This window comes from Herbiconiux sp., from assembly GCF_004297105.1.
Taxonomy (GTDB): Bacteria; Actinomycetota; Actinomycetes; order Actinomycetales; family Microbacteriaceae; genus Herbiconiux.
In genome coordinates this window covers 692,120-711,408 of sequence record NZ_SCVE01000012.1, presented here as the reverse complement: position 1 = coordinate 711,408, position 19,289 = coordinate 692,120, and the positions used below count along the sequence as shown (strand labels likewise).

The following is a 19,289-nucleotide window of genomic DNA, read 5'->3' as shown; positions in this document are numbered from 1 at the left end:
CGGGGCCGCGGAGCGATAGCCTTGCGCACACCCCCGCGACAGAAGGACCCGGATGCCCACCCACCTCAGTCGACTCCAGAACGACCGCACGCAGCACCTCAGCCTGGCCGAAGCGATGGCCCACGGCCGCGAGCTCCGCGCCGGTGTGCCTCGCGAGGCGCACCGCGAGTTCTCCGCCATGGCCGCGGACGCGACATCCGGAACCGCCCCTGAGCGCGACCCACTCGGCATCCTCGACACCCAAGACGCCACCCGCCTCCCCGAGCTCGTGCCCCTGCGCCGCGAGCGCATGCTCGCCAGCCCATTCGCCTTCTATCGCGGCACCGCCGGCATCATGGCCGCCGACCTCGCGCGCGGAGTCGACACCGGCATCTCCGTGGTGGCCTGCGGCGATGCGCACATCTCCAACTTCGGCCTGTTCGCCTCGCCCCAGCGCTCGCTGGTTTTCGACCTCAACGACTTCGACGAGTCGGCTCCCGCGCCCTGGGAGTGGGACCTCAAGCGGCTCGTGGCCAGCGTGGTGATCGGTGCCCGCGATGCCGGGGCAGATGAGAAGGCGGTGCGGCGAGCCGCTCTCGCCAGTGCGGCCGCCTACCGCGTCGGCCTCCGCGACATGATGAAGCTCGATGCGCTCGAGCGGTACTACTCCCGCATCGACACCGATCGGGCCCGTACCGACCTCGACTCCAGCGCCCAGAAGGTGCTCGACCGGGCCACCCGCCAGGCCCGAAAGCGCACGTCGCGCGCCTATGTCGAGAAGATCACCACCCGGGCCGACGACGGCACCCTGCTCATCGTCGAAGACCCTCCCGTGCTCACCCACCTCGCCACCTCGATCGAGTCCGAGATCGAGGAGCTGTTCGAGCAGTACCGGTCGACGGTACCCGCTGACATCGCGCTGCTCCTCTCGCAGTTCACCCTCACGGATGTCGCGCGTCGCGTCGTGGGAGTCGGCAGTGTCGGCACACGGTGCTTCATCCTCATCCTCGAGGGCCCCTCGGGCGAGCCCCTCGTGCTGCAGGTGAAGGAGGCGCAGACCTCTGTGCTGCAGAGCTTCGGGGCCGCGAGCTCACCGTTCCGCTACGAGTCGGAGGGCCACCGGGTCGTGGCCAGCCAGCGCACCCTGCAGGCCGTCTCCGACTCCTTCCTCGGCCATCTGCAGTTCGGCGGTCATGACTTCTATGTACGCCAGTTCCGCGACATGAAGGGGTCCATCGACCCGTCGACGCTGCGCGAGAAAGACTTCCGCAGCTATGTCGTCGCCTGTGGCACCGTGCTGGCCCGCGCCCACGCGCAGAGCCTCGATGCCCCGGTGATCGCCGGCTATCTCGGCACCTCACGCGCGGTCGACCGCGCAGTGGTGGAGTGGTCGATCGACTACGCCGACGTCTCCCTCAGCGACTACGAGGCCTACAGAGACGCCTCGAGGTCGGTCTCGGCGTAGTCGCGCCGCCGACTTGCTCGTCGTTATGGGCTCCCGCGTCGAGTTGCCACACCTTGTGGCAACTCAGAGGGAGGCCGCAGGCACCAGCATCCAGTACCCGGGTGTGAGCAGCCAGGTCCAAATGAGCAGCAGGGTCACCAGGAATCCGCTCACGAAGTTGAGCAGCAGGAAACGGCGCCAGCCTGCGTTGGCGCGCTCCGCATCCTCATCCCGAACCGACCAGAACGGCAGGATGCTCGCGGCATACGGCAGCGTCAGCAGCGCCGCCAGAGGCCCCGGCCACGGGGTGAGGAGCAGCAGCACCCCCGCCAGCAGATAGGCGCCGAACGCGAAGCGCACCGTGGCCGCTCCCCCGATCACCGTGGCGATCGAGCCGATGCCGCCCTCGCGATCGGCCACGATGTCCTGCACCGCACCGAACGCGTGGCTCGCCACGCCCCAGAGGAAGAAGGCGCCGAGCAGGGCGAAGAGGCCCGGCGTGAACACCGCGCCGGCGAGCACCAGGCCGTAGACCGCCGGGCTCACGAAGTGGGTGCTCGAGGTCAGCGAATCCACGAACGGACGCTCCTTGAACCGCAGGCCCGGCGCGCTGTACGCGATCACCGCGAACACGCTCACGGCCAGCACGAGCCAGGAGAGCGGCGAGCCCACCAGCACGAGGAAGACCAGGAACGGCACATTCGTGATCACGACGGCCCAGAGGGTGATGCGGTGCAGCGAGCGGTCGAGCACGGCGCCCTCGACGCCGCCCTTGCGCGGGTTGCGCAGATCCGATTCGTAGTCGAACACGTCGTTGATGCCGTACATGGCGAGGTTGTAGGGGATCAGGAAGTAGAGCGTGCCGAGCACGAACACGAGGTCGATCTCGCGCGTGGTCATGAGGTAGCCCGCCGCGAACGGGAAGGCGGTGTTGACCCAGGAGAGCGGGCGCGAGGAGAGCAGGAGCGTGCGGATCACGATCGACCTCCCGTCGACGGCCGGGCGCCGCGGCCGCCCCGGGCTCCCAGCAGCACCCAGAGCGAGGGCAGCAGGAACACGGCTGCGAGCGCGTAGGCGAAGTCCTCCAGCGGGGCGATACCGACGAAGGCCCCCGAGATCTTGCCCTCGTCGTAGCCCACGAGGCCGATGGCGATCATCACGTTGTCGAAGATCGCGGTGAGGATGAGCACGATTCCCAGAGTCATGCCGATGGCGCCGGCCACCCACGCATCCGCTCGCCCGTTCGCCCTGCCGACCTGCCGGCCTGCTCGGGCCCGACGCCGAGCGACAACCAGAGCCGTCACGCCCACGATGACGACCACCGCGAGGAACGCCCCATTCAACCCCCAGTAGGTCACGACGCGCCTCCGGCCCGCCACTGCAGCAGTCGCTGCGCCCCCCGGAACACGTTCATCGTGAGGTAGCAGAGCAGGGTGAGGAAGAAGATCTCCTCCAGCGGCAGCTCGGGCCCCACGAGGATGCCGGTCATGAACGAGGTCTCACCCCGGAAGAAGATGCCCAAGCCGATGCCCGCGACATCCCACACCAGAAAGAACAGCACCCCGCACACGAGAACGATCGCGGCGCGCCGAGGTGCATCGAAGAAGAACAGCCGGAAGCGGCGGTCGAGCACCACCATCCCGCCGAGCGAGACCAGCAGTGCGGCGAGGTACAGGATGCCCATGCGGCCCGGTTCAGCGAGAGCCGTCGGCGTCGCCCACCGCGCGCGGCCGGGGCGCGAGCGGCTCGGGCAGCGCGGTCGTGGTGGTGTCGCCGTGCAGCCGCTTGATCACGAGCTCGGCGCTGATGAGGCACATCGGCAAGCCGATGCCCGGAGTGGTCGACCCGCCCGCGAAGTAGAGTCCGTCGACCTTCGTGCTGCGATTGCGGGCGCGGAACATGGCGCTCTGCCGCAGAGTGTGCGCGGGGCCGAGGGCGGTGCCCATCCACGAGTTGAGGTCGGCGGCGAAGTCGGCCGGTCCCACCGTGCGCCGCACGACGATGCGCGAAGCGAGATCCGGGATGCCGGCCCAGTCGGCGATCTGGGCGATGACCGTGTCGGCGAGCTGCTCGATGCGCTCGTCGCCCGCGCCGTCGATCCCGCCGGCGCCGATCGAGGGATCGGCAGGGATCGGCACCAGCACGAAGAGGTTCTCGTGACCCGCGGGTGCCACGCCGTCGTCGGTCGCGCTCGGCCGGCAGACGTAGATCGAGGCGGGATCGGGAACAGACGGGTTCGACCCGAAGATCGCCTCGAAGTTCGTCTTCCAGTCCTTCGTGAAGAACAGCGTATGGTGCTCGAGCTCGGGCAGTTCACCGCGCACGCCGAGCATGATCAGCAGCGCGCTAGGGCCCGCGACCTTCTTCTGCCAGTAGCGCTCGGGGTAGGTCTGCAACTCCGGCAGCAGCAGGCTCGTCTCGCTGTGCCACAGGTCGGCGGTGGAGACCACGAGGTCGGCATCGAGCGAGTGGGCGTGGCCACCCGCATCCGTGTAGTGCACGCCGCCCACCTGGGGCTTCGTGGCCGGCGCCTCCACGATCGGCTCCGGGGGCACCGCCGCAGTCGACGCCTCTCCGGCCAGAACGCGCCTGAGCTCGTCGCGGTCGATCACATTCGTGTCGAACTCGGTGGTCTCGTAGTCGTACACGTCCTCGGGCTCGGGGACCACGACGGATGCCCCCTCCACCTCCGTCACGATCCGCACGACCTCGGCGGAGGTGACGATCTCGACGCCCTCCGCGAGCGCCAGGCGCTCGATTGCCTCGATCACCGCGGCCATCCCGCCCATGGGGTAGAGCACACCCTCATCCAGGTCGAGATGGCTCATGAGGTGATACATGCTCGGAGCGGAATATGGCGACGTACCGAGGAAGACGGCCGGGTAGCCGAGCACCTGCACGAGCCGCGGATCCTTGACGGTGCGCGCCGCGAACCCGGCCAGCGGTTCGGTCAGGAGACGCGTGAGGCGCGGCAGACGCTTCAGCACCGGGCCCGCCAGGAGGGGCGTGACCTTCTCGAAGGTCGAGTACAGGAAGTACTCCTTGGCGAGCTCGTAGGTCTCCGCCGCGGAGTCGAGGTAGCCCGCCATCCGGACCCCGGATCCGGGCTCGATCGATTCGAAGAGTTCGAGGTTGTCGTCGCGGTTCGACGCCAGGTCGATCGGCTCGAACTCGCCCTCGCTGTACACGCGATAGCCGGGCTCGAGCTTCACCAGATCGAGCTGCTCGGCCGCGCTCGTGCCGAGCAGGCGGAAGAAGTGGTCGAACACCTCGGGCATGAGGTACCACGAGGGCCCGGTGTCGAAGCGGAAGCCGTCACTCTCCCACACGCCGGCCCGGCCGCCGACGCGCTCGTTCTTCTCGAGCACGGTCACCGTGTAGCCGTCGCGTGCTAGCAGGGCGGCGCTCGCGAGTCCGCTGATCCCGGCTCCGATGACGATCGCCCTCTTGCCTTGATCCGTCACGCGGTTCCGTCTCCCTCGTTATCATCGCGGGCGCCGAACGCCCCGAACGCCCCGGCGGTTGCAGTGGCGTTCGCCCGGGGCTGCCTCGCACGAGGCAACCGGCCGACCGCGGCCCCTGCAGCTATTCTGGCCTTCACCGGGTTCGGAACGCGGATGCGCGCCGTGGCGAGCACCGACGCCGGGGTGGCTCTCAGCCGCTCCGTGAGCTCTTCGAACAGGCCCTGGGCGAGGGCGACGGCCCGGCGGCAGGTGCGCGGGAGGCCGGGGAGGCTCGCGCGCGCGATGCGCAGATCGTCGTCGATGTCATCGAGGATGCGCCGCTTCTCCGCCTCGGTGAAGGTCGACACGTCGATGCCCGGGAAGTAGCTGCGGCCGAGCGTACCGAAGTCGGCCGCGAGGTCACGCAGGAAGTTGATCTTCTGGAAGGCCGCACCGAGGTGGCGCGCACCCCGGGTGAGGCCGGCACGCTCGGTGTCGCCCACCGGCTCGCCCTCGAGGAAGGCGGCGAGGCACATGAGGCCCACGACTTCGGCCGATCCGTAGACGTAGTCGTCGAACGACTCCTGAGTGTGCTCGGTCTCGAGGATGTCGGAACGCATGGAACGGAAGAACGGAGCGGTGAGCTCTTCACCGATGCCCACGCGCCGCGCGGTGTAGCCGAACGCGTGCACCACGAGGTTGGTGCTGTAGCCGCACTGCATCGCGGTGACGGTCTCGCGTTCGAGGGCGTCGATGCGCTCTGTGATCTCGCCATCGCTGAGCGATGCGGATGCGGCGACGCCGTCGACCACCTCATCGGCCAGGCGCACGAGGGCATAGATGTTCTCGACATGCTGACGGATCGGCTGGGCCAGCAGGCGTGAGGCCAGCCCGAACGAGGTGGAGTAGCGGCGGATGACCACCGAGGCGGTCTCGAGCGCCACCTGGTCGTAGAGGCTGGGCGGCGTGGGGGTCCGTACGGTGGTACTCATCGCACCCGGCCGAGCACCGACGCCACGATGGGGCGGAACTCCTCCCGCACCGAGTCCGGCAGGGAGTCGTTCACGAGCGCCTCCCAGGCGCGGTTCGCGAAATCGCGGGCGAGAGCTTCGGCGAAGCGTCGCGAGCCCGCCGACTCGAGCACCGAGCGGATGCGGGCGGCATCCGCCTCGGTGAGGTCGGGCGAGCCGAACAAGCCGCTCACCTCGGCCCACTCGGGCTGCGCGGTGGCGTGGGCCAGCAGCACGGTTCGCTTGCCTTCGCGCAGGTCGCCGAGCGTGGTCTTTCCGGTGTCGCTCTCGTCGCCGAACACTCCGAGCAGGTCGTCGACGATCTGGTAGGCGATGCCGATGTCACGGCCGAAGGTCGCGAGGGCGTCCACGGCGGCCGGTTCGGCGCCCGCGAGCACGGAGCCCGCCACCAGAGGGCCTTCGAACGAGTACCCCGCGGTCTTCAGCCGCTCCATCTCCACGATCTCGTCGACGGTGGGCGGGTCGGAGCGGATCGAGAAGTCGACGTCGTACAGCTCGCCGGCGGCGGACACGAACATGGCCTCGTCGAGGATGTCGTGCAGCCGGGTGCGCAGCAGGCCGTCGACACCGGAGCGGTCGATGAGACGGTAGGAGTTGAAGAGGGCGAGGTCGCCGGCGATGATGGCCACCGACATCCCCCGGTGCTCGGCAACGGGGAGCGGGATGCCCGCGGTGGTGGCGATGTCGCGATAGCGACCCGACACGTTCGGGCCGCCGCGCCGCACGAAGTCGCGGTCGATCACGTCGTCGTGCACGATCAGCGCCGTGTGCAGCAGCTCGAAGGCGGCGCCGATGTGGGCGGCCGCGTCGTGATCGGTGCCGCCGAGGGACTCGTACGCGGCCATGACCATGCGCGGGCGGAAGCGCTTGCCCCCGGATGCGTTTCGCTCGAGCGTCTCCCAGAGCCGCTCGTATGGTGCTCCGAGCGCTTTGGCCCGATAGTGGGAGTCACTGAAGAACGCCGCCAGCACTCGCTCGACGTGCTTCTGCCGGCGCTCCGACACCGCGACCAGATCGTGCGTGTCCACGCGTCAAACTTACATGGTCTCGTCGAAATGTACGTTTAACGAGTAATAAAGGACAATAGGTAAATGACCGGCACGATCGAACAGGTGATCCTGCTCTCCGACGAGGGAGCTCCGATCGGTGTGGCCGACAAGAAGTCCGTGCACACCGACGACACGCCCCTGCACCTCGCGTTCTCGTGCCACGTGTTCGACGAGGCGGGCCGCGTGCTCGTGACGCGGCGGGCCCTCGGCAAACTCACCTGGCCCGGCGTCTGGACCAACTCCTTCTGCGGCCACCCCGCACCCGGGGAGGAGATGACGGATGCCGTACGCCGGCGCGCGCGCGACGAACTCGGTCTCGAGCTCGAGTCGTTGGAGCTCGTGCTGCCCGACTTCCGCTATCTGGCGATCGACGCATCCGGGATCGTGGAGAACGAGATCTGTCCGGTGTTCACGGCGCGGGCCGCCGGGCCGTTGTCGGCGAACCCGGATGAGGTGGCGGAGTGGCGCTGGGCGGAGACCCCCGAGCTGCAGCTCGCGGTCTCCCTCACGCCATGGGCGTTCAGCCCGTGGCTGGCCCTCCAACTCCCCCAACTCCCCCTCTGACCCCCGCTGCGGTTCTGCCATTCCGGCTGTGGGGTGCGCGGGCCGGATGGGCTCTGGCATGCTGATGGCATGGACGCCCACGAGATCCGCAACTCCTACCTCGCCTTCCTCGAGAAGAACGGCCACACGGTCATCGACCGGGCGCCTCTCGTGCCCCGCGGCGACACGAGCACCCTGTTCAACGGCAGCGGCATGCAGTCGCTGCTCCCCTATCTGCTGGGAGACGAGCATCCGGCCGGCAAGCGCCTCACCGACAGCCAGCCGTGCGTGCGCGCGCAGGACATCGACGACGTGGGCGACAACCGGCACACCACCTTCTTCGAGATGCTCGGCAACTGGTCGCTGGGCGATTACTTCAAGGAGACGCAGATCCGGCAGTTCTTCACCTTCCTGGTGGATGTCGTCGGACTCGACCCCTCGAAGATCTACGTCACCTGCTTCATCGGTGACGCCGCCAACGGCATCCCGCGCGACGACGAGGCCGCCTCGATCTGGGCCACCGTGTTCGGTGAGCGCGGCATCTCAAACGGCATCGCCGAGATCGGCTCGCAGGCGGATGGCGACGCGCGCGGCGTGAAGCCCGGCGAGCGCATCTTCTTCTACGACGGCGGGGAGAACTGGTGGTCGCGCGGCGGTTCGCTCGAGGGCACGCCGATCGGCGATCCGTGCGGTCCCGACAGCGAGGTCTTCTACGACTTCGGTCCCGACAAGCAGGACGCCTCATACGGCCTCGCGCACCCGGCCAGCGACGGCGGCCAGTTCATGGAGATCGGCAACCAGGTGTTCATGCAGTACCGCCGCCTCGACGACGGCTCGTTCGAGGAGCTCGCTCGGCGCAACGTCGACTTCGGCGGCGGCCTCGAGCGCATCGCCGCGGCCTCGGTCGGGTCGGATGACGTGTTCCGCATCTCTCTCCTGTGGCCCATCATCGAGACCCTGCAGACGCTCAGCGGTCGCACCTACGAAGACGAGACGGCGTCGATGCGCATCATCGCCGACCACCTCCGCGGGGCGACCTTCCTGGCCGTCGACGGCGTCCGGCCCTCGAACAAGGAGCAGGGCTACGTGATGCGGCGCCTGTTGCGCCGCGCCATCCGTCTCGCCCTGTCACTCGGCATCTCGGAGAACTTCTTCGCCGGCGTCGTGCCGGTGATCGCCGACCTCTACGCCTCGGACTACCCCGAGGTCGCGGCCTCGCGCGACGAGGTCATCGCGGTGCTCGTGAAGGAGGAGAACTCCTTCCGCCGCACGCTCGAGGGCGGGCTCGCGGCGCTGGCGCTCTACGAGGGCCAGACGCTCACGGGCGTCGACGTGTTCCGCTTGTCGGACACCCACGGCTTCCCCAAGGAGCTCTCGGTGGAGGAGGCGTACCGGCTCGGCATCGACGTGGCGCCCGACTGGGAGGCGTCCTTCGCCGAGGCGCTCGAGGAGCAGCGCGCCCGCTCGCGCGGAGCGACCCGGCTCGGCGCGGCCGGCCTGCCGGGCGGCGCCCCGGCCTGACCCACCCTCATCGCGAGTCGCCAAAATCCGGTCTATCGGGCCCGATTTGGGCCGGATTTCGGCGACTCGCGAGGAGGTCAGTCGCCGCGGCTGCCGTCGGTGCGCTCCGAGACGTCGGAGCGGTGGAAGTTCAGGTGCGAGCGCGAGGCGGTGGGCCCGCGCTGGCCCTGGTAGCGCGAGCTGTACTCGCTCGACCCGTACGGGCGTTCCGTGGGGCTCGACAGCTGGAAGAAGCACATCTGGCCGATCTTCATGCCCGGCCAGAGCTTGATCGGCAGCGTCGCCACGTTCGACAGCTCGAGGGTAACGTGACCCGAGAAGCCGGGGTCGATGAAGCCGGCCGTGGAGTGCGTGAGCAGGCCGAGCCGGCCGAGCGAGCTCTTGCCCTCGAGCCGGGCGGCGATGTCGTCGGGCAGGCCGACCTTCTCGTAGGTGGAGCCGAGCACGAACTCGCCAGGGTGCAGGATGAACGGCTCATCCGGCTTGGTCTCGATCAGCCGCGTGAGTTCGGGCTGGTCTTCGGCAGGATCGATGAACGGGTACTTGTGGTTGTCGAACAACCGGAAGTAGCGGTCGAGCCGCACATCGATCGACGACGGCTGCAGCATCGCGGGCTCGTAGGGCTCGAGGCTGACGCGGTTCTCACGGATCTGGGTGCGGATGTCGCGGTCGGAGAGGAGCACGCAGTCAGTGTAGTGGGGGAGGGGGCGACGGTCGCGATAGTATGGGCCGGTCGCATTCTCCGGTTGCGTCACGCGGATGTAGTTCAATGGCAGAACTTCAGCTTCCCAAGCTGATAGCGCGGGTTCGATTCCCGTCATCCGCTCCACGATGTCGCACAGAAGAGGCAGGATGAGGGAATGACCTCTTCTTCTGCCGCCCGCACCGTCGGGCGGGTTCTGCTCGGCGCCGCCCTCGTGTTCGCCGGCACCAGCCACCTCACGTTCGCACGCAAAGACTTCCGTGCGCAGGTGCCGGAGTGGGTGCCGCTCGATGTCGACACCGTCGTCGTGCTCTCCGGCGTGGCCGAGATCGCACTGGGCACGGCACTCGTCGCCCTGCCCAAGAAGAAGGAGGCCGTCGGATCTGTGGCCGCCGCCTTCTTCACCGCGATCTTCCCCGGCAACATCTCGCAGTGGCTGCACCGTCGCGACGCGTTCGGTCTCGACAGCGATGGCAAGCGCGCCGTGCGGCTCCTCTTCCAGCCCCTCCTCGTGGCGTGGGCCATCTGGTCGACGCGCGCGAAGTAGATTGGATCTGTGACTCTCCGCGTTCTACTCGACGTCGACACCGGTGTCGATGACGCCATGGCCATCCAATTCGCGGTGGCGCATCCGGATGTCGACCTCATCGGCATCACATGCGTCGCCGGGAATACATCGCTCGGGAACGTGGTCGACAACACCCTCCGGGTGCTCGACCTCGCGGGCGCACCGCCCATCCCGGTGGCCGCGGGAGCCCTGCGCCCCTTGATCGAGCCGGTCCGCGCCTCGCACGTGCACGGCGGCAACGGCCTGGGAGATATTCCGCTGCCAGAATCCACCCGCACGGTGGATGAGCGCCACGCCGTCGACTTCGCCCGCGACCTGCTGCTCGCGTCATCCGAACCCGTCACGATCGTGGCGCTCGCGCCCCAGACCAACCTCGCCCTCCTCCTGCGCCTGCACCCCGAGGTCATCCCGCAGATCGAACGGATCCTGTTCATGGGCGGCTCGGCATCGGGCGGCAACGCCACGGCCGTGGCCGAGTTCAACGTGTGGCACGACCCCGAGGCCGCCTCCATCGTGATCGGTTCGGGCGTGCCGACGTTCATGTACGGGCTCGATGTGTTCAACCAGGTGACGATCGACGAGGCGGATGCCGACGCGCTGCTCACCGGGCCATCCGCCTCGGGCCGCCTGACGGGCGCGCTTCTGCGGCACCAGATGGCCGATGATGCCGACGGCGAGCCCGATCCGAGCGGCTATGCGGGCCACATCGGCGACGCGGGCGCCCTCTGTGCGCTGGTGGATCCGGATGCGCTCCACATCGAGCGCCACCCGGTTCGCGTCGCGCTCGCGGGCGAGAGCCGCGGCCAGACCATCGTCGACCGCCGCCAGCGCGTCGGCGAGGACACGGTGCACGCCGCGGGATCGGCCGCGCCGGCCACGCGGCCGACCGTGATCGACGTGGCACTCGACGTCGATCGCGAGCGCTACGCCCGTCTCTTCCTCGCCACGATCGCGACCCTGCCGTGAGCAGGCCGCTGGTCGGCATGACCCCGGTGAGCCCCGACGAGTACGCGGCCGAGACCGAGGGCGGCCGCCTACCGGCCCCGGCCGCGGTGCGCGAGAACGTGTGGATTCTGCCCCAGCCCATCACCTCGACCCATGCGCCGCATTTCACCCTGAGCTACCTCGTTCGCGACAGCGACGGCGGCATCACGGTGATCGACCCGGGAGTCGCCGACGCCCGGAACGTCGACCGGCTGGTCGCGCAGCTCGCCGCTATCGGGTCAAGCAGCACCGACGTGCGCGCGGTCGTTGTCACCCACCTGCACCACGACCACCTGGGCCTCGCCGAGCGACTCCGCGCCGAGTTCGGTGCCCGTCTGGCGATCGGCCGGGCGGAGCAGGAGGCCATCATGCGTCTCTCCGAAAAGGCTCCACGCCAGGTCGAGTTGATGGATGCACGCACGTTGAGCTGGGGCGTGCCCGCGGAGTTCCTCGATGAGCTCCACGACTACGCGGTGGGATTCACACAGCGAAACGGCAGCGTGGACGCCCCGTTCCGGGCCGACCTGCTGCTCGACGACGGTGAGCTGCTCGATCTGCCGGGCCGGAGCATCCGCGTTCTTAACACCCCCGGCCACACCCCGGGCCACATCAATCTGCGCGACGAAGACGAGCGACTGCTCTTCACCGGCGACCATCTCCTCCCCTCGATGTTCCCGGGCATCGGTCTCGGTGGCGCGCAGGTCAACCCGATCGGCGGCTACCTGCACTCGCTCGACGTGATCGCCGGCTTCGACGACCACGAGGTGCTGCCCGGCCACGGCTACCGCTTCACAGGGCTCACGAGCCGACTCGAGGCGACCCGCGCCCACCACCTGAAGCGCTCGCGCGAGGTGCGCGGCATCCTGGCCGAGCAGCCCGATGCCACCGTCTGGCAGGTCGCGTCCCTCATCAGCTGGACGGTGGGCTGGCCCAACCTGCACGGCCTCTACCTGGCGTCGGCGCTGGCCCAGACGGCGATGCACATCGAACTCGTCAGCACCGAAGGCTGAGGCGGGTCCCCCATGGCTGAGTTCGTCGACATCCCCTCGCCGGGGTGGCCCCTCGAGTTCGGGGAACACGGCGACGGACGCCCGGCCGTGGTGATCGTGCACGACGACTACGGCCGCCTGCCTTACCTCGAGGCCTACGCCACCGCGCTCGCGAAGCAGGGCTTCGAGGTGATCGTCCCCGACCTCTTCGACGGCGTGGCCACTGTCGACGCCGATGGCGCACGCACGCTCGGCGAGCGCACCGATGCGGGCTTCGCGCTCGCCACGCTCGAAGACTCCGTGGCCCTCGGCCGGGGTCATGGTGCGTCGCGGGTGGGGATCATCGGGCTCGGCTACGGCGGTCGGCTCGCCCTCCGCCTGGCCCAGAGCGGAGCGCTGGACGCCGTGGTGGCGTACGCCGCGGTGCTGGGCGACGACGAGGCGGGCATCATCCCGTGCCCGGTGCTGATCCACCGCGCCGAAGACCCCGGATGGGCGCGCGGCGTCGACGTCGACGACTTCATCAGCCGCCTCAAGGAACACGGCACCCCCGTCACGCAGCACCGCTACACGGGAACAGCCGAGGGCTTCGCGAACGCCACCGTGCTGCCACTGCTCGACAAGAACGCGGCGGCGCTGGCCTTCGCGCGCTCGACGTACTTCCTCCAGGCTCAGCTGCTCGACTGAGCGGATGCTGACGGATGCGCGGCCGCACAGGTGGCCGGCACGCGGAGTGCGCAGCTGGACGACGCCCGGGCGCCTCGGCTAGCGTTACCGCCCGTGACCACATTCGCACCCGACATCGTCGCCGCCATCCTGCACCACATGAATGACGACCACCGCGACGACAACCTGCTCATCGCCCGCGCCTTCGTCGATCCGGCGGCCGAGGCCAGCACGATGGTGGGCCTCGACGGCGACGGGGGTACGTGGGACGTGACGCTCGCTGGGGGCGAGGTGAGTCGCGCATCCGTCGCCTGGCCGAGTGGGCCCATCAGCGAGCGCCCCGAGGTGCGGCGCGAGATCGTGGCCCTCTACGACGCGGCCTGCGCCGTTCTGGGGCTCGACCCCAGGCCGCACGCATAAGCGCTTCCCAGCGAAACACCGTGGTGGGGCAGGGCTCCGATCCGCTAGGTTAGGTAACACTTACTTCGTCGACCGACCTGGCTGGAATGAACGCATGGCTGCAGTGATCCCCTTCTCGCAAGCTCTCCGTGAGCGCACCTGGACCGGCCACAGCGACAGCGAGGGCGCCGGCTTCATGACCGATCTGATGAGCGGCAAGGGCACGAAAGACGACTACATCGCCCTCGTGGCCCAGCACTACTTCATCTACGAGGCGATCGAGGCCGCAGCCGACCGCATGAAGAACGATCCGGTGGCTGCCGCGTTCATCTCGCCCAAGCTCACCCGGTTGCCCGCCATCGAAGAAGATCTGCGCTTCCTGATCGGCGACGACTGGAGGAGCCAGATCACCCCGCTGCCCACCACCCAGCGCTACGTCACGCGCATCAACGAGGTGGCGGCCACCTGGAACGGCGGCTTCATCGCCCACCACTACACGCGCTACCTCGGTGACCTGTCGGGCGGCCAGATCATCCGCACCCTCATGCAGCGTCAGTTCGGGTTCGAGACGAACGGCGTGGGGTTCTACCTGTTCGGCGACATCGCCAAGCCCAAGGAGTTCAAGGAGACCTACCGCACCCAGCTCGACGCGGTGGACTGGGACGACGCCGAGCGCGACCGCGTGATCGACGAGGTGCTGGTGGCCTACCGCTTCAACACCGAGCTCTTCCTCGACCTCGCCGACGCCAAGGCCGCGACGACCCAGGTCGCCTGACCCTCCTCGCGAGTCGCCAAAATCCTGCCTATTTCGCCCTAATTGGGCCGGATTTTGGCGAGTCGCGAGGAGGATCAGGCCGGTTCGGGGGTGGGCGGCAGGAGCACTGTGCTGCGGGAGCGGGCTCGGGTCACCGCGATGAGCGTCAGGGCCAGGCCGATCAGGGCGAACACGATCAGCACGAGGGCTTCCTGGGCCGCGAGCGCGACCGATCCGCCGCCGATCAGCGCTTGCATGCCCGTGATGGCATGCGACAGCGGGAGTACCGTGGCGAGCCCGGTGTAGAGCGGAGAGCTGAGCCCGTTCGGCACGATCACCGCGGCAGCGGCCACCTGCACCACGACCAGCGCGAGCGAGATCAATCGCCCGGCCTGGCCGAACAGCGCGACGAGCCCCTGATGCAGCATCACGAAGGCCAGCGACATCACCAGTGAGAACAGGATGCCGCCCAGCACGTGTGCTGGCTGGGCGCCTACGAAGAACAGCACGATGGCCACGATCGCCGCCTGCACCAGCCCGAGGATCGCGGCGGGAACGAGCGACCCGAGCACCACCCGGAACGTCGATGCGGTGGAGAACAGTTCCCGGCGCCCGAACGGGGCGAGCAGGAGGTAGATCGCGAAGGCACCGACCCACAGGGCCAACGGTACGGCGACGGCCGCGACCGCCGCCGCAGCGGAGGGCAGGGCGTCGATGTCGCTCTGATCGGTGACGATCGGTGTCGCGACGACCGTCGAGAGCGCCTTCGACTGGTCATCGGTGTAGCTCGGCACCTTGTCGGCCGCCTGCTGCAACCCGGATGCGAGCGCACCCGTGTTCGTGGCCAGCTCCGTCGACCCGGTCGCGATGCCGGCCGCCCCCGTGGAGAGCTCCCCGAGCCCCGACGCCAGGCCACTGCTGCCGGTGGCGATCTTCTCGGTGCCGTCGGCCACCTCGGAGAGGGTGGTCGTCAGAAGCGGAAGATCCTTGGCGAACGCTGCATTGCCCTGGCTCACGAGCGCGGCGCCCGGTGCGAGCAGCGTGTCGACGCCGGCGTAGTCGACGCCGAGCGCCACCGTCACGAGACCCTGGCCCACGGCGATCCCGCCCGCCTCCTCGACGGCCGCACCCAGTGTCGCGTAGTCCGGGTCGGAGGGGTCCATGCGATCGTAGATCCCCTGCAGTGTCGCCGTGAGTGCCGTCTGGCGATCGGTGAGACCCTGGCTCTCGGTGGCGCGATCCTTGAACTGACCGCGGGTGATGTCGACCCCCTCACTCACCGCGGTCGACCCGTCGGAGAGCAACTTCGCGTAGGTGGGCAGGTCGGTGGTGGCGTCGGAGATCGCGCGCATGCCGACCGCGAGGCCCTGCACGGCACTGTCGAGATCCGTGGCCCCGGATGCGGCTCCCGCGAGGCCCGTGGCGAGCTGACCCTGGTACCCGGCGAGCGTGTTCGCGCCGGCGGCGAGCTGACCTGCGCCATCCGCCGCCGTGCCGAGGTTGGTGTGCAGCGTGGTGAACGCGGCGAGTGTGTTGGTCACGAAGTTCTGCGTCGCGGTCTCGGACAGTGCGGCCTGCAGGTTGGTCGAGAGCGCACTGGCGAGCAGTTCGGTGACGTAGCTGTTGGCGCCATTCGTCTGCACCTGCAGCTGAGCCTGCACAGGAGTGCTGGTGGCCGTGGAGACGTAGGCGGCCGAGAAGTCCTTCGGGATGGTCACGACGGCGGAGAACTGGCCCGCGGTGAGTCCATCGGAGGCCGTGTCGGCATCGGTGACGGTCCAGGTGAAGCCCTGGCCGGATCCGGGTTTCACGAGTTCGCTCACGAGCAGCTTGCCGGCCGCCACGGGCGTGCCGGTCTGGTTCGGGGTGCTCGGATCGGCGGGCACGATCGTGCCGTCGTCCTGCAGATACACGATCTCGTCGAGGTTCACCACGGCCGCCGGCAGCACGGGGGCCGCGGCGGAGGCAGAGCCGTCTCCGGATGCTCCTCCCGCGGCGGTCGTGCCGTCGTTCGCCCGCAAGGCCGTCACGGCGACCCCGGCGATGAGCAGCGGGGTGAGCACGGCGAGCACGATGGCCACCCGCCGCGCGACCGTCGAGAGGCCGCCGCTGTCTCCGCGGCGAACGAGGGAGCGGATGCGGGTCATGCGGTCACTTCCTCTCGGGGGTTAGGGCGGTCGGGGTCGTCACTGGGGGAGTCGGGGGCGTCCGGGTGGTCCGGGCCGTCGGGCGCTGCCGCCTGGCCGGGTGGCGACGGGGGAGTGGGCGGCACCGGTTCCACCGCGGCGAGCGCGATCACCCGCACCGGCCGCGGGCCGGCTTCGAGCCGCGCTCCGTGATGGGCGACGACGAGCGTGGTCTCGAGCGGCAGTGCCGCATCGATCACGGCGAGCGCGTGCTGTAGATGGGCGGTCGGGATGCCCGTGCCGTCGACGGCGATCAGCCGCACGCGGGCACGCGCCCGCGATCCGTGCCCGTCGACTACACCGGCGGAGGCGGTGGCAGTGGCCAGCTGGCGGATCCACTCGGCCGCCAGCTCGGTTCCCCAGAGCTCACCGAGTTCCTCCCCGACTTCACGCTGCAGGCGCTCCTGAACGCTCAGGGCTCCCGGGGGGAGCGCTCCGAACGGAAGACGATCGGGCAGCAGGTCGGCCTCGACCGGCTTGGCCACGAGGACACTGTGCCGCCGCAATGCTGCCGCATGAACCGGCAGTGGCTGGTCGAGCACGCGCAGATGACCCTCGAGCAGGCGCTGGCGGCCGGTGATCGCTGCCGCCACGGCCTCGGGATGCGTGCCAGCCGCCCCGGTGACGAGCACGAGCGCACCCGTCTCCGCCCGCACCGAGAACGGTGCCACGAGCCCGTCGGCCGCGGCCGACTCCACGATGGCGTTCTCCGCGGCCACGCCGTAGGGGGGCGCATCCGCGACCGGCTCTCCCGCCGCATCCGGTGACCCGTCGAGCGGTCGCCAGGCCACGGCGGCGAGCATCTCCCGCACGCCCTCGCCCTCGAGATCGACATTCGGCAGCACCCGATCGAGAGCCTTCGGCATGGCCCAACCGACCCGCCCGAGGAGCATCATGAGGGCCGGGATGAACGTCATGCGCACCAGGAAGGCATCGATGAACACGCCCGCCGCGAGCCCGAGCGCGATCGGTTGCAACACCGCGTTGCCGCCCGGCACGAACGAGGCGAACACGGCGAACATGATGCAGGCCGCCGCCGTCACCACGCGCGCGGCCCCGATGAAGCCGTGCCGCACCGCGTAGTGCGGATCTCCCGTCTTCACGTACTCCTCGCGGATGCGCGAGACGAGGAACACCTGGTAGTCCATCGCGAGCCCGAAGAGCACCGCCATCAAGAGGATGGGGAAGAAGCTGATCACCGGCCCCACTTTGGCCACTCCCATCACGTCGGCGAGCCATCCCCACTCGAACACGGCGGTGACGATGCCGATGGAAGCGCCCACGGAGAGCAGGTAGCCGATGGTGGCCGAGATCGGCACGGCGAGGGAGCGGAACACGATGGTGAGCAGGATGATGCAGAGCCCGACCACCACGACGCCGTAGGGCACCAGCGCATCCTGGAGCCGCTGCGACACGTCGATCCCCAGAGCGGTCTGGCCGGTGACCTGGTAGGTGAACCCATTGGCGGCCTCGAACGCCGGCGCTGCATCGCGGATGGTGTGCACCAGATCCTCGGTCTGCGTGCTGTCGGGCCCGCTCGAGGGGATGATCGAGACGATCGCCATGTCGAGTGTCGCGTTCGGGACGGCGGTGCTCACGCTCGACACGTCATCGAGACCGTTGAACTGGTCGTGCAGGGCGGTGAGGGCCGGCTGCAGATCGGTGATCGACGAGATGTCGGCAGTGACCAGCAGCGGGCCGTTGAATCCGGCGCCGAAGCCGTCGGTGAGCTGTTCGTAGCCCTCACGCGACGCCGAGCCGGGCGGGTTGTAACCCGCATCCGGCAGCGTGAGCCGCATCGAGGTCGCGGGCAGCGCCACGATCACGAGACCGATCACCACCACCGCCACCGTGATCACGGGCTTCGCGGTGACGAGGGCCACCCAGCGCGCGCCCATCGTGCGACGGGTCGACGTGGGGTCGACCGAGGCCAGCTCGCGGCGGGCGGCGCGCGAGGTGGGCTTAGGAATGAGCGTGCGGCCGAAAAGGCCGAGCACGGCGGGTACGAGTGTCAGCGCCACGAGCACGGCGACGACCACCGAGACCGCCGCGCCGATCCCCATGACGGTGAGGAACGGGATCTGCACCACCGAGAGACCGAGCAGCGCGATGATGACGGTGAGGCCGGCGAACACCACGGCACTGCCCGCGGTGGCCACAGCCGTGGCCGCCGACTCCTTCGGCTCCACGCCGTGGATCAGTTGCGTGCGATGCCGCGCCACGATGAAGAGCGCGTAGTCGATGCCCACCGCGAGGCCGAGCATGGTGGCGAGCAGGGGCGCCGTCGAGGAGATGGTGGCGAAGCCGGAGGCGATCGTGATGAGAGTGGAGGTGACCGCCACCCCGATCAGCGAGGTGACGAGAGGCATACCGGCCGCGAGCAGGGAGCCGAACGTGATCAGCAGCACGAAGAACGCCACCACGAGGCCGATCAGCTCGGTGTAGTTCACGGCCGACTCGGGCGGATCGGTGACTCCGGAGAAGTAGATGCTCAAGCCATCGGTGGCCGCCGCATCGCCGGCCTGCACGATCGCTTCGTTGTCGGCCTCGCTCAGCGCGGTGGTGGCCACGTCGTACTGCACCGTGGCATAGGCCATCGTGCGGTCGGTGTTGATCTGCGCCGTGGCATCCGTGGCGAAGGGGCTGGTGACGCCCGACACGTGCTCGAGCGGGGTGACCGCCGCAACCGCATCCGCGATCTGGGGCTGGAAGTCGTCGACCGTCTTCCCGTCGGGTGCCACGAAGATCACCTTCGCTGTTCCGCCGCTGGCCGCGGGGAAGCGCTGGTCGAGCATGTCGAGTGCCTGCTGCGACTCCGTGCCCGGAATCACGAACGACGACACGAGGGTACCGCCGAGCAACTGGGCACCCGTGATCGCAAGCCCCAGCAGGATGATCCACCCCACGATCACCGCGATGCTGCGTCGCGCGGCGAACCGGCCGATTCTGTACAGCAAGGTCGCCATGATTCCCTCTCCAGTCTGAAGGGTATCGGTCGCCGCGAGCGCGCAACCGGCTCAGGGCAGTGAT

At 69.1% G+C, this 19,289-nt stretch carries 18 protein-coding genes and 1 tRNA gene; 10 read left to right on the top strand and 9 right to left on the bottom strand.

Going from position 1 to position 19,289, the window contains the following annotated elements:
* Positions 1-52: 52 nt before the first annotated feature.
* Complete coding sequence (locus tag EPO52_RS09775) at positions 53-1,444, top strand: DUF2252 domain-containing protein (protein ID WP_290805366.1); 1,392 nt, start codon at positions 53-55, stop codon at positions 1,442-1,444.
* A 63-nt stretch (positions 1,445-1,507) separates the two neighbouring features.
* Here EPO52_RS09775 and EPO52_RS09770 read toward each other — a convergent pair whose 3' ends face one another.
* From EPO52_RS09770 to EPO52_RS09745, 6 genes are read right to left on the bottom strand one after another with little or no spacing between them, the layout of a single operon-like run.
* Positions 1,508-2,401, bottom strand: a complete 894-nt coding sequence (locus EPO52_RS09770; protein WP_290805363.1) for a prenyltransferase — start codon at positions 2,399-2,401, stop codon at positions 1,508-1,510.
* Positions 2,398-2,781, bottom strand: coding sequence for a lycopene cyclase domain-containing protein (locus EPO52_RS09765; RefSeq protein WP_290805360.1), 384 nt, complete (start codon positions 2,779-2,781; stop codon positions 2,398-2,400). Before EPO52_RS09765 ends, EPO52_RS09770 begins: the two co-directional genes overlap by 4 nt.
* Positions 2,778-3,107 (bottom strand): lycopene cyclase domain-containing protein, encoded by a 330-nt coding sequence (locus EPO52_RS09760; RefSeq protein WP_290805358.1) that lies wholly within the window; start codon positions 3,105-3,107, stop codon positions 2,778-2,780. The genes EPO52_RS09765 and EPO52_RS09760 overlap by 4 nt, the downstream gene beginning before the upstream one ends.
* A 10-nt stretch (positions 3,108-3,117) precedes the next feature.
* Positions 3,118-4,887 (bottom strand): phytoene desaturase family protein, encoded by a 1,770-nt coding sequence (crtI, locus tag EPO52_RS09755; RefSeq protein WP_290805355.1) that lies wholly within the window; start codon positions 4,885-4,887, stop codon positions 3,118-3,120.
* Positions 4,884-5,858 carry a squalene/phytoene synthase family protein gene (locus EPO52_RS09750; RefSeq protein ID WP_290805352.1) on the bottom strand — a complete coding sequence of 325 codons (975 nt, stop codon included), beginning with the start codon at positions 5,856-5,858 and terminating at the stop codon, positions 4,884-4,886. Before EPO52_RS09750 ends, crtI begins: the two co-directional genes overlap by 4 nt.
* Complete coding sequence (locus EPO52_RS09745; protein WP_290805349.1) at positions 5,855-6,925, bottom strand: polyprenyl synthetase family protein; 1,071 nt, start codon at positions 6,923-6,925, stop codon at positions 5,855-5,857. The genes EPO52_RS09750 and EPO52_RS09745 overlap by 4 nt, the downstream gene beginning before the upstream one ends.
* A gap of 63 nt (positions 6,926-6,988) precedes the next feature.
* Between EPO52_RS09745 and idi the strand changes: the two genes are divergently transcribed.
* Together idi and EPO52_RS09735 are read left to right on the top strand one after the other, a co-directional pair.
* Positions 6,989-7,510: an isopentenyl-diphosphate Delta-isomerase gene (idi, locus tag EPO52_RS09740; protein ID WP_290805346.1), complete on the top strand. Its 522-nt coding sequence runs from the start codon at positions 6,989-6,991 to the stop codon at positions 7,508-7,510.
* A 69-nt stretch (positions 7,511-7,579) separates the two neighbouring features.
* On the top strand, positions 7,580-9,010 hold the full coding sequence (locus EPO52_RS09735; RefSeq protein ID WP_290805343.1) for an alanine--tRNA ligase-related protein: 1,431 nt from the start codon (positions 7,580-7,582) through the stop codon (positions 9,008-9,010).
* A gap of 77 nt (positions 9,011-9,087) precedes the next feature.
* Here the strand turns inward: EPO52_RS09735 and dcd are convergent, their stop codons facing one another.
* Entirely contained in the window at positions 9,088-9,693 is a 606-nt protein-coding gene (gene dcd, locus EPO52_RS09730; protein WP_290805340.1) for a dCTP deaminase, read from the bottom strand.
* Positions 9,694-9,765: 72 nt separating this feature from the next.
* Here dcd and EPO52_RS09725 point away from each other — a divergent pair.
* The 7 genes from EPO52_RS09725 to EPO52_RS09695 all read left to right on the top strand — a co-directional run bounded on the left by EPO52_RS09725 (position 9,766) and on the right by EPO52_RS09695 (position 14,094).
* Positions 9,766-9,839, top strand: a tRNA-Gly gene (locus EPO52_RS09725).
* Positions 9,840-9,870: 31 nt separating this feature from the next.
* Positions 9,871-10,260: a hypothetical protein gene (locus tag EPO52_RS09720; RefSeq protein WP_290805337.1), complete on the top strand. Its 390-nt coding sequence runs from the start codon at positions 9,871-9,873 to the stop codon at positions 10,258-10,260.
* 9 nt (positions 10,261-10,269) lie between these two features.
* Entirely contained in the window at positions 10,270-11,247 is a 978-nt protein-coding gene (locus tag EPO52_RS09715; RefSeq protein WP_290805334.1) for a nucleoside hydrolase, read from the top strand.
* Positions 11,244-12,275, top strand: coding sequence for an MBL fold metallo-hydrolase (locus EPO52_RS09710; RefSeq protein ID WP_290805330.1), 1,032 nt, complete (start codon positions 11,244-11,246; stop codon positions 12,273-12,275). Before EPO52_RS09715 ends, EPO52_RS09710 begins: the two co-directional genes overlap by 4 nt.
* Before the next feature lie 12 nt (positions 12,276-12,287).
* Complete coding sequence (locus EPO52_RS09705; protein WP_290805328.1) at positions 12,288-12,941, top strand: dienelactone hydrolase family protein; 654 nt, start codon at positions 12,288-12,290, stop codon at positions 12,939-12,941.
* A 93-nt stretch (positions 12,942-13,034) separates the two neighbouring features.
* The gene (locus tag EPO52_RS09700; RefSeq protein ID WP_290805325.1) at positions 13,035-13,340 is read left to right on the top strand and encodes a DUF2470 domain-containing protein; all 306 of its coding nucleotides are present in this window, start codon (positions 13,035-13,037) and stop codon (positions 13,338-13,340) included.
* 94 nt (positions 13,341-13,434) lie between these two features.
* Positions 13,435-14,094 (top strand): biliverdin-producing heme oxygenase, encoded by a 660-nt coding sequence (locus tag EPO52_RS09695; protein WP_290805322.1) that lies wholly within the window; start codon positions 13,435-13,437, stop codon positions 14,092-14,094.
* Positions 14,095-14,168: 74 nt separating this feature from the next.
* On the opposite strand, the gene EPO52_RS09690 is transcribed toward EPO52_RS09695, so the two are convergent.
* Together EPO52_RS09690 and EPO52_RS09685 are read right to left on the bottom strand one after the other, a co-directional pair.
* The gene (locus EPO52_RS09690) at positions 14,169-16,220 is read right to left on the bottom strand and encodes a YhgE/Pip family protein (protein ID WP_290805319.1); all 2,052 of its coding nucleotides are present in this window, start codon (positions 16,218-16,220) and stop codon (positions 14,169-14,171) included.
* Positions 16,217-19,216, bottom strand: a complete 3,000-nt coding sequence (locus EPO52_RS09685; protein WP_290805316.1) for an MMPL family transporter — start codon at positions 19,214-19,216, stop codon at positions 16,217-16,219. Before EPO52_RS09685 ends, EPO52_RS09690 begins: the two co-directional genes overlap by 4 nt.
* Positions 19,217-19,289: the final 73 nt, after the last annotated feature.

What these genes read in the sequence shown, in the direction of transcription:
- idi (WP_290805346.1), top strand. Translation starts at nt 6,989, where the DNA reads ATGACCGGCACGATCGAACAGGTGATCCTGCTCTCCGACGAGGGAGCT.
- EPO52_RS09695 (WP_290805322.1), top strand. Translation starts at nt 13,435, where the DNA reads ATGGCTGCAGTGATCCCCTTCTCGCAAGCTCTCCGTGAGCGCACCTGG.
- EPO52_RS09760 (WP_290805358.1), bottom strand. Translation starts at nt 3,107, where the DNA reads ATGGGCATCCTGTACCTCGCCGCACTGCTGGTCTCGCTCGGCGGGATG.
- EPO52_RS09750 (WP_290805352.1), bottom strand. Translation starts at nt 5,858, where the DNA reads ATGAGTACCACCGTACGGACCCCCACGCCGCCCAGCCTCTACGACCAG.
- EPO52_RS09720 (WP_290805337.1), top strand. Translation starts at nt 9,871, where the DNA reads ATGACCTCTTCTTCTGCCGCCCGCACCGTCGGGCGGGTTCTGCTCGGC.
- EPO52_RS09775 (WP_290805366.1), top strand. Translation starts at nt 53, where the DNA reads ATGCCCACCCACCTCAGTCGACTCCAGAACGACCGCACGCAGCACCTC.
- EPO52_RS09690 (WP_290805319.1), bottom strand. Translation starts at nt 16,220, where the DNA reads ATGACCCGCATCCGCTCCCTCGTTCGCCGCGGAGACAGCGGCGGCCTC.
- EPO52_RS09735 (WP_290805343.1), top strand. Translation starts at nt 7,580, where the DNA reads ATGGACGCCCACGAGATCCGCAACTCCTACCTCGCCTTCCTCGAGAAG.
- EPO52_RS09705 (WP_290805328.1), top strand. Translation starts at nt 12,288, where the DNA reads ATGGCTGAGTTCGTCGACATCCCCTCGCCGGGGTGGCCCCTCGAGTTC.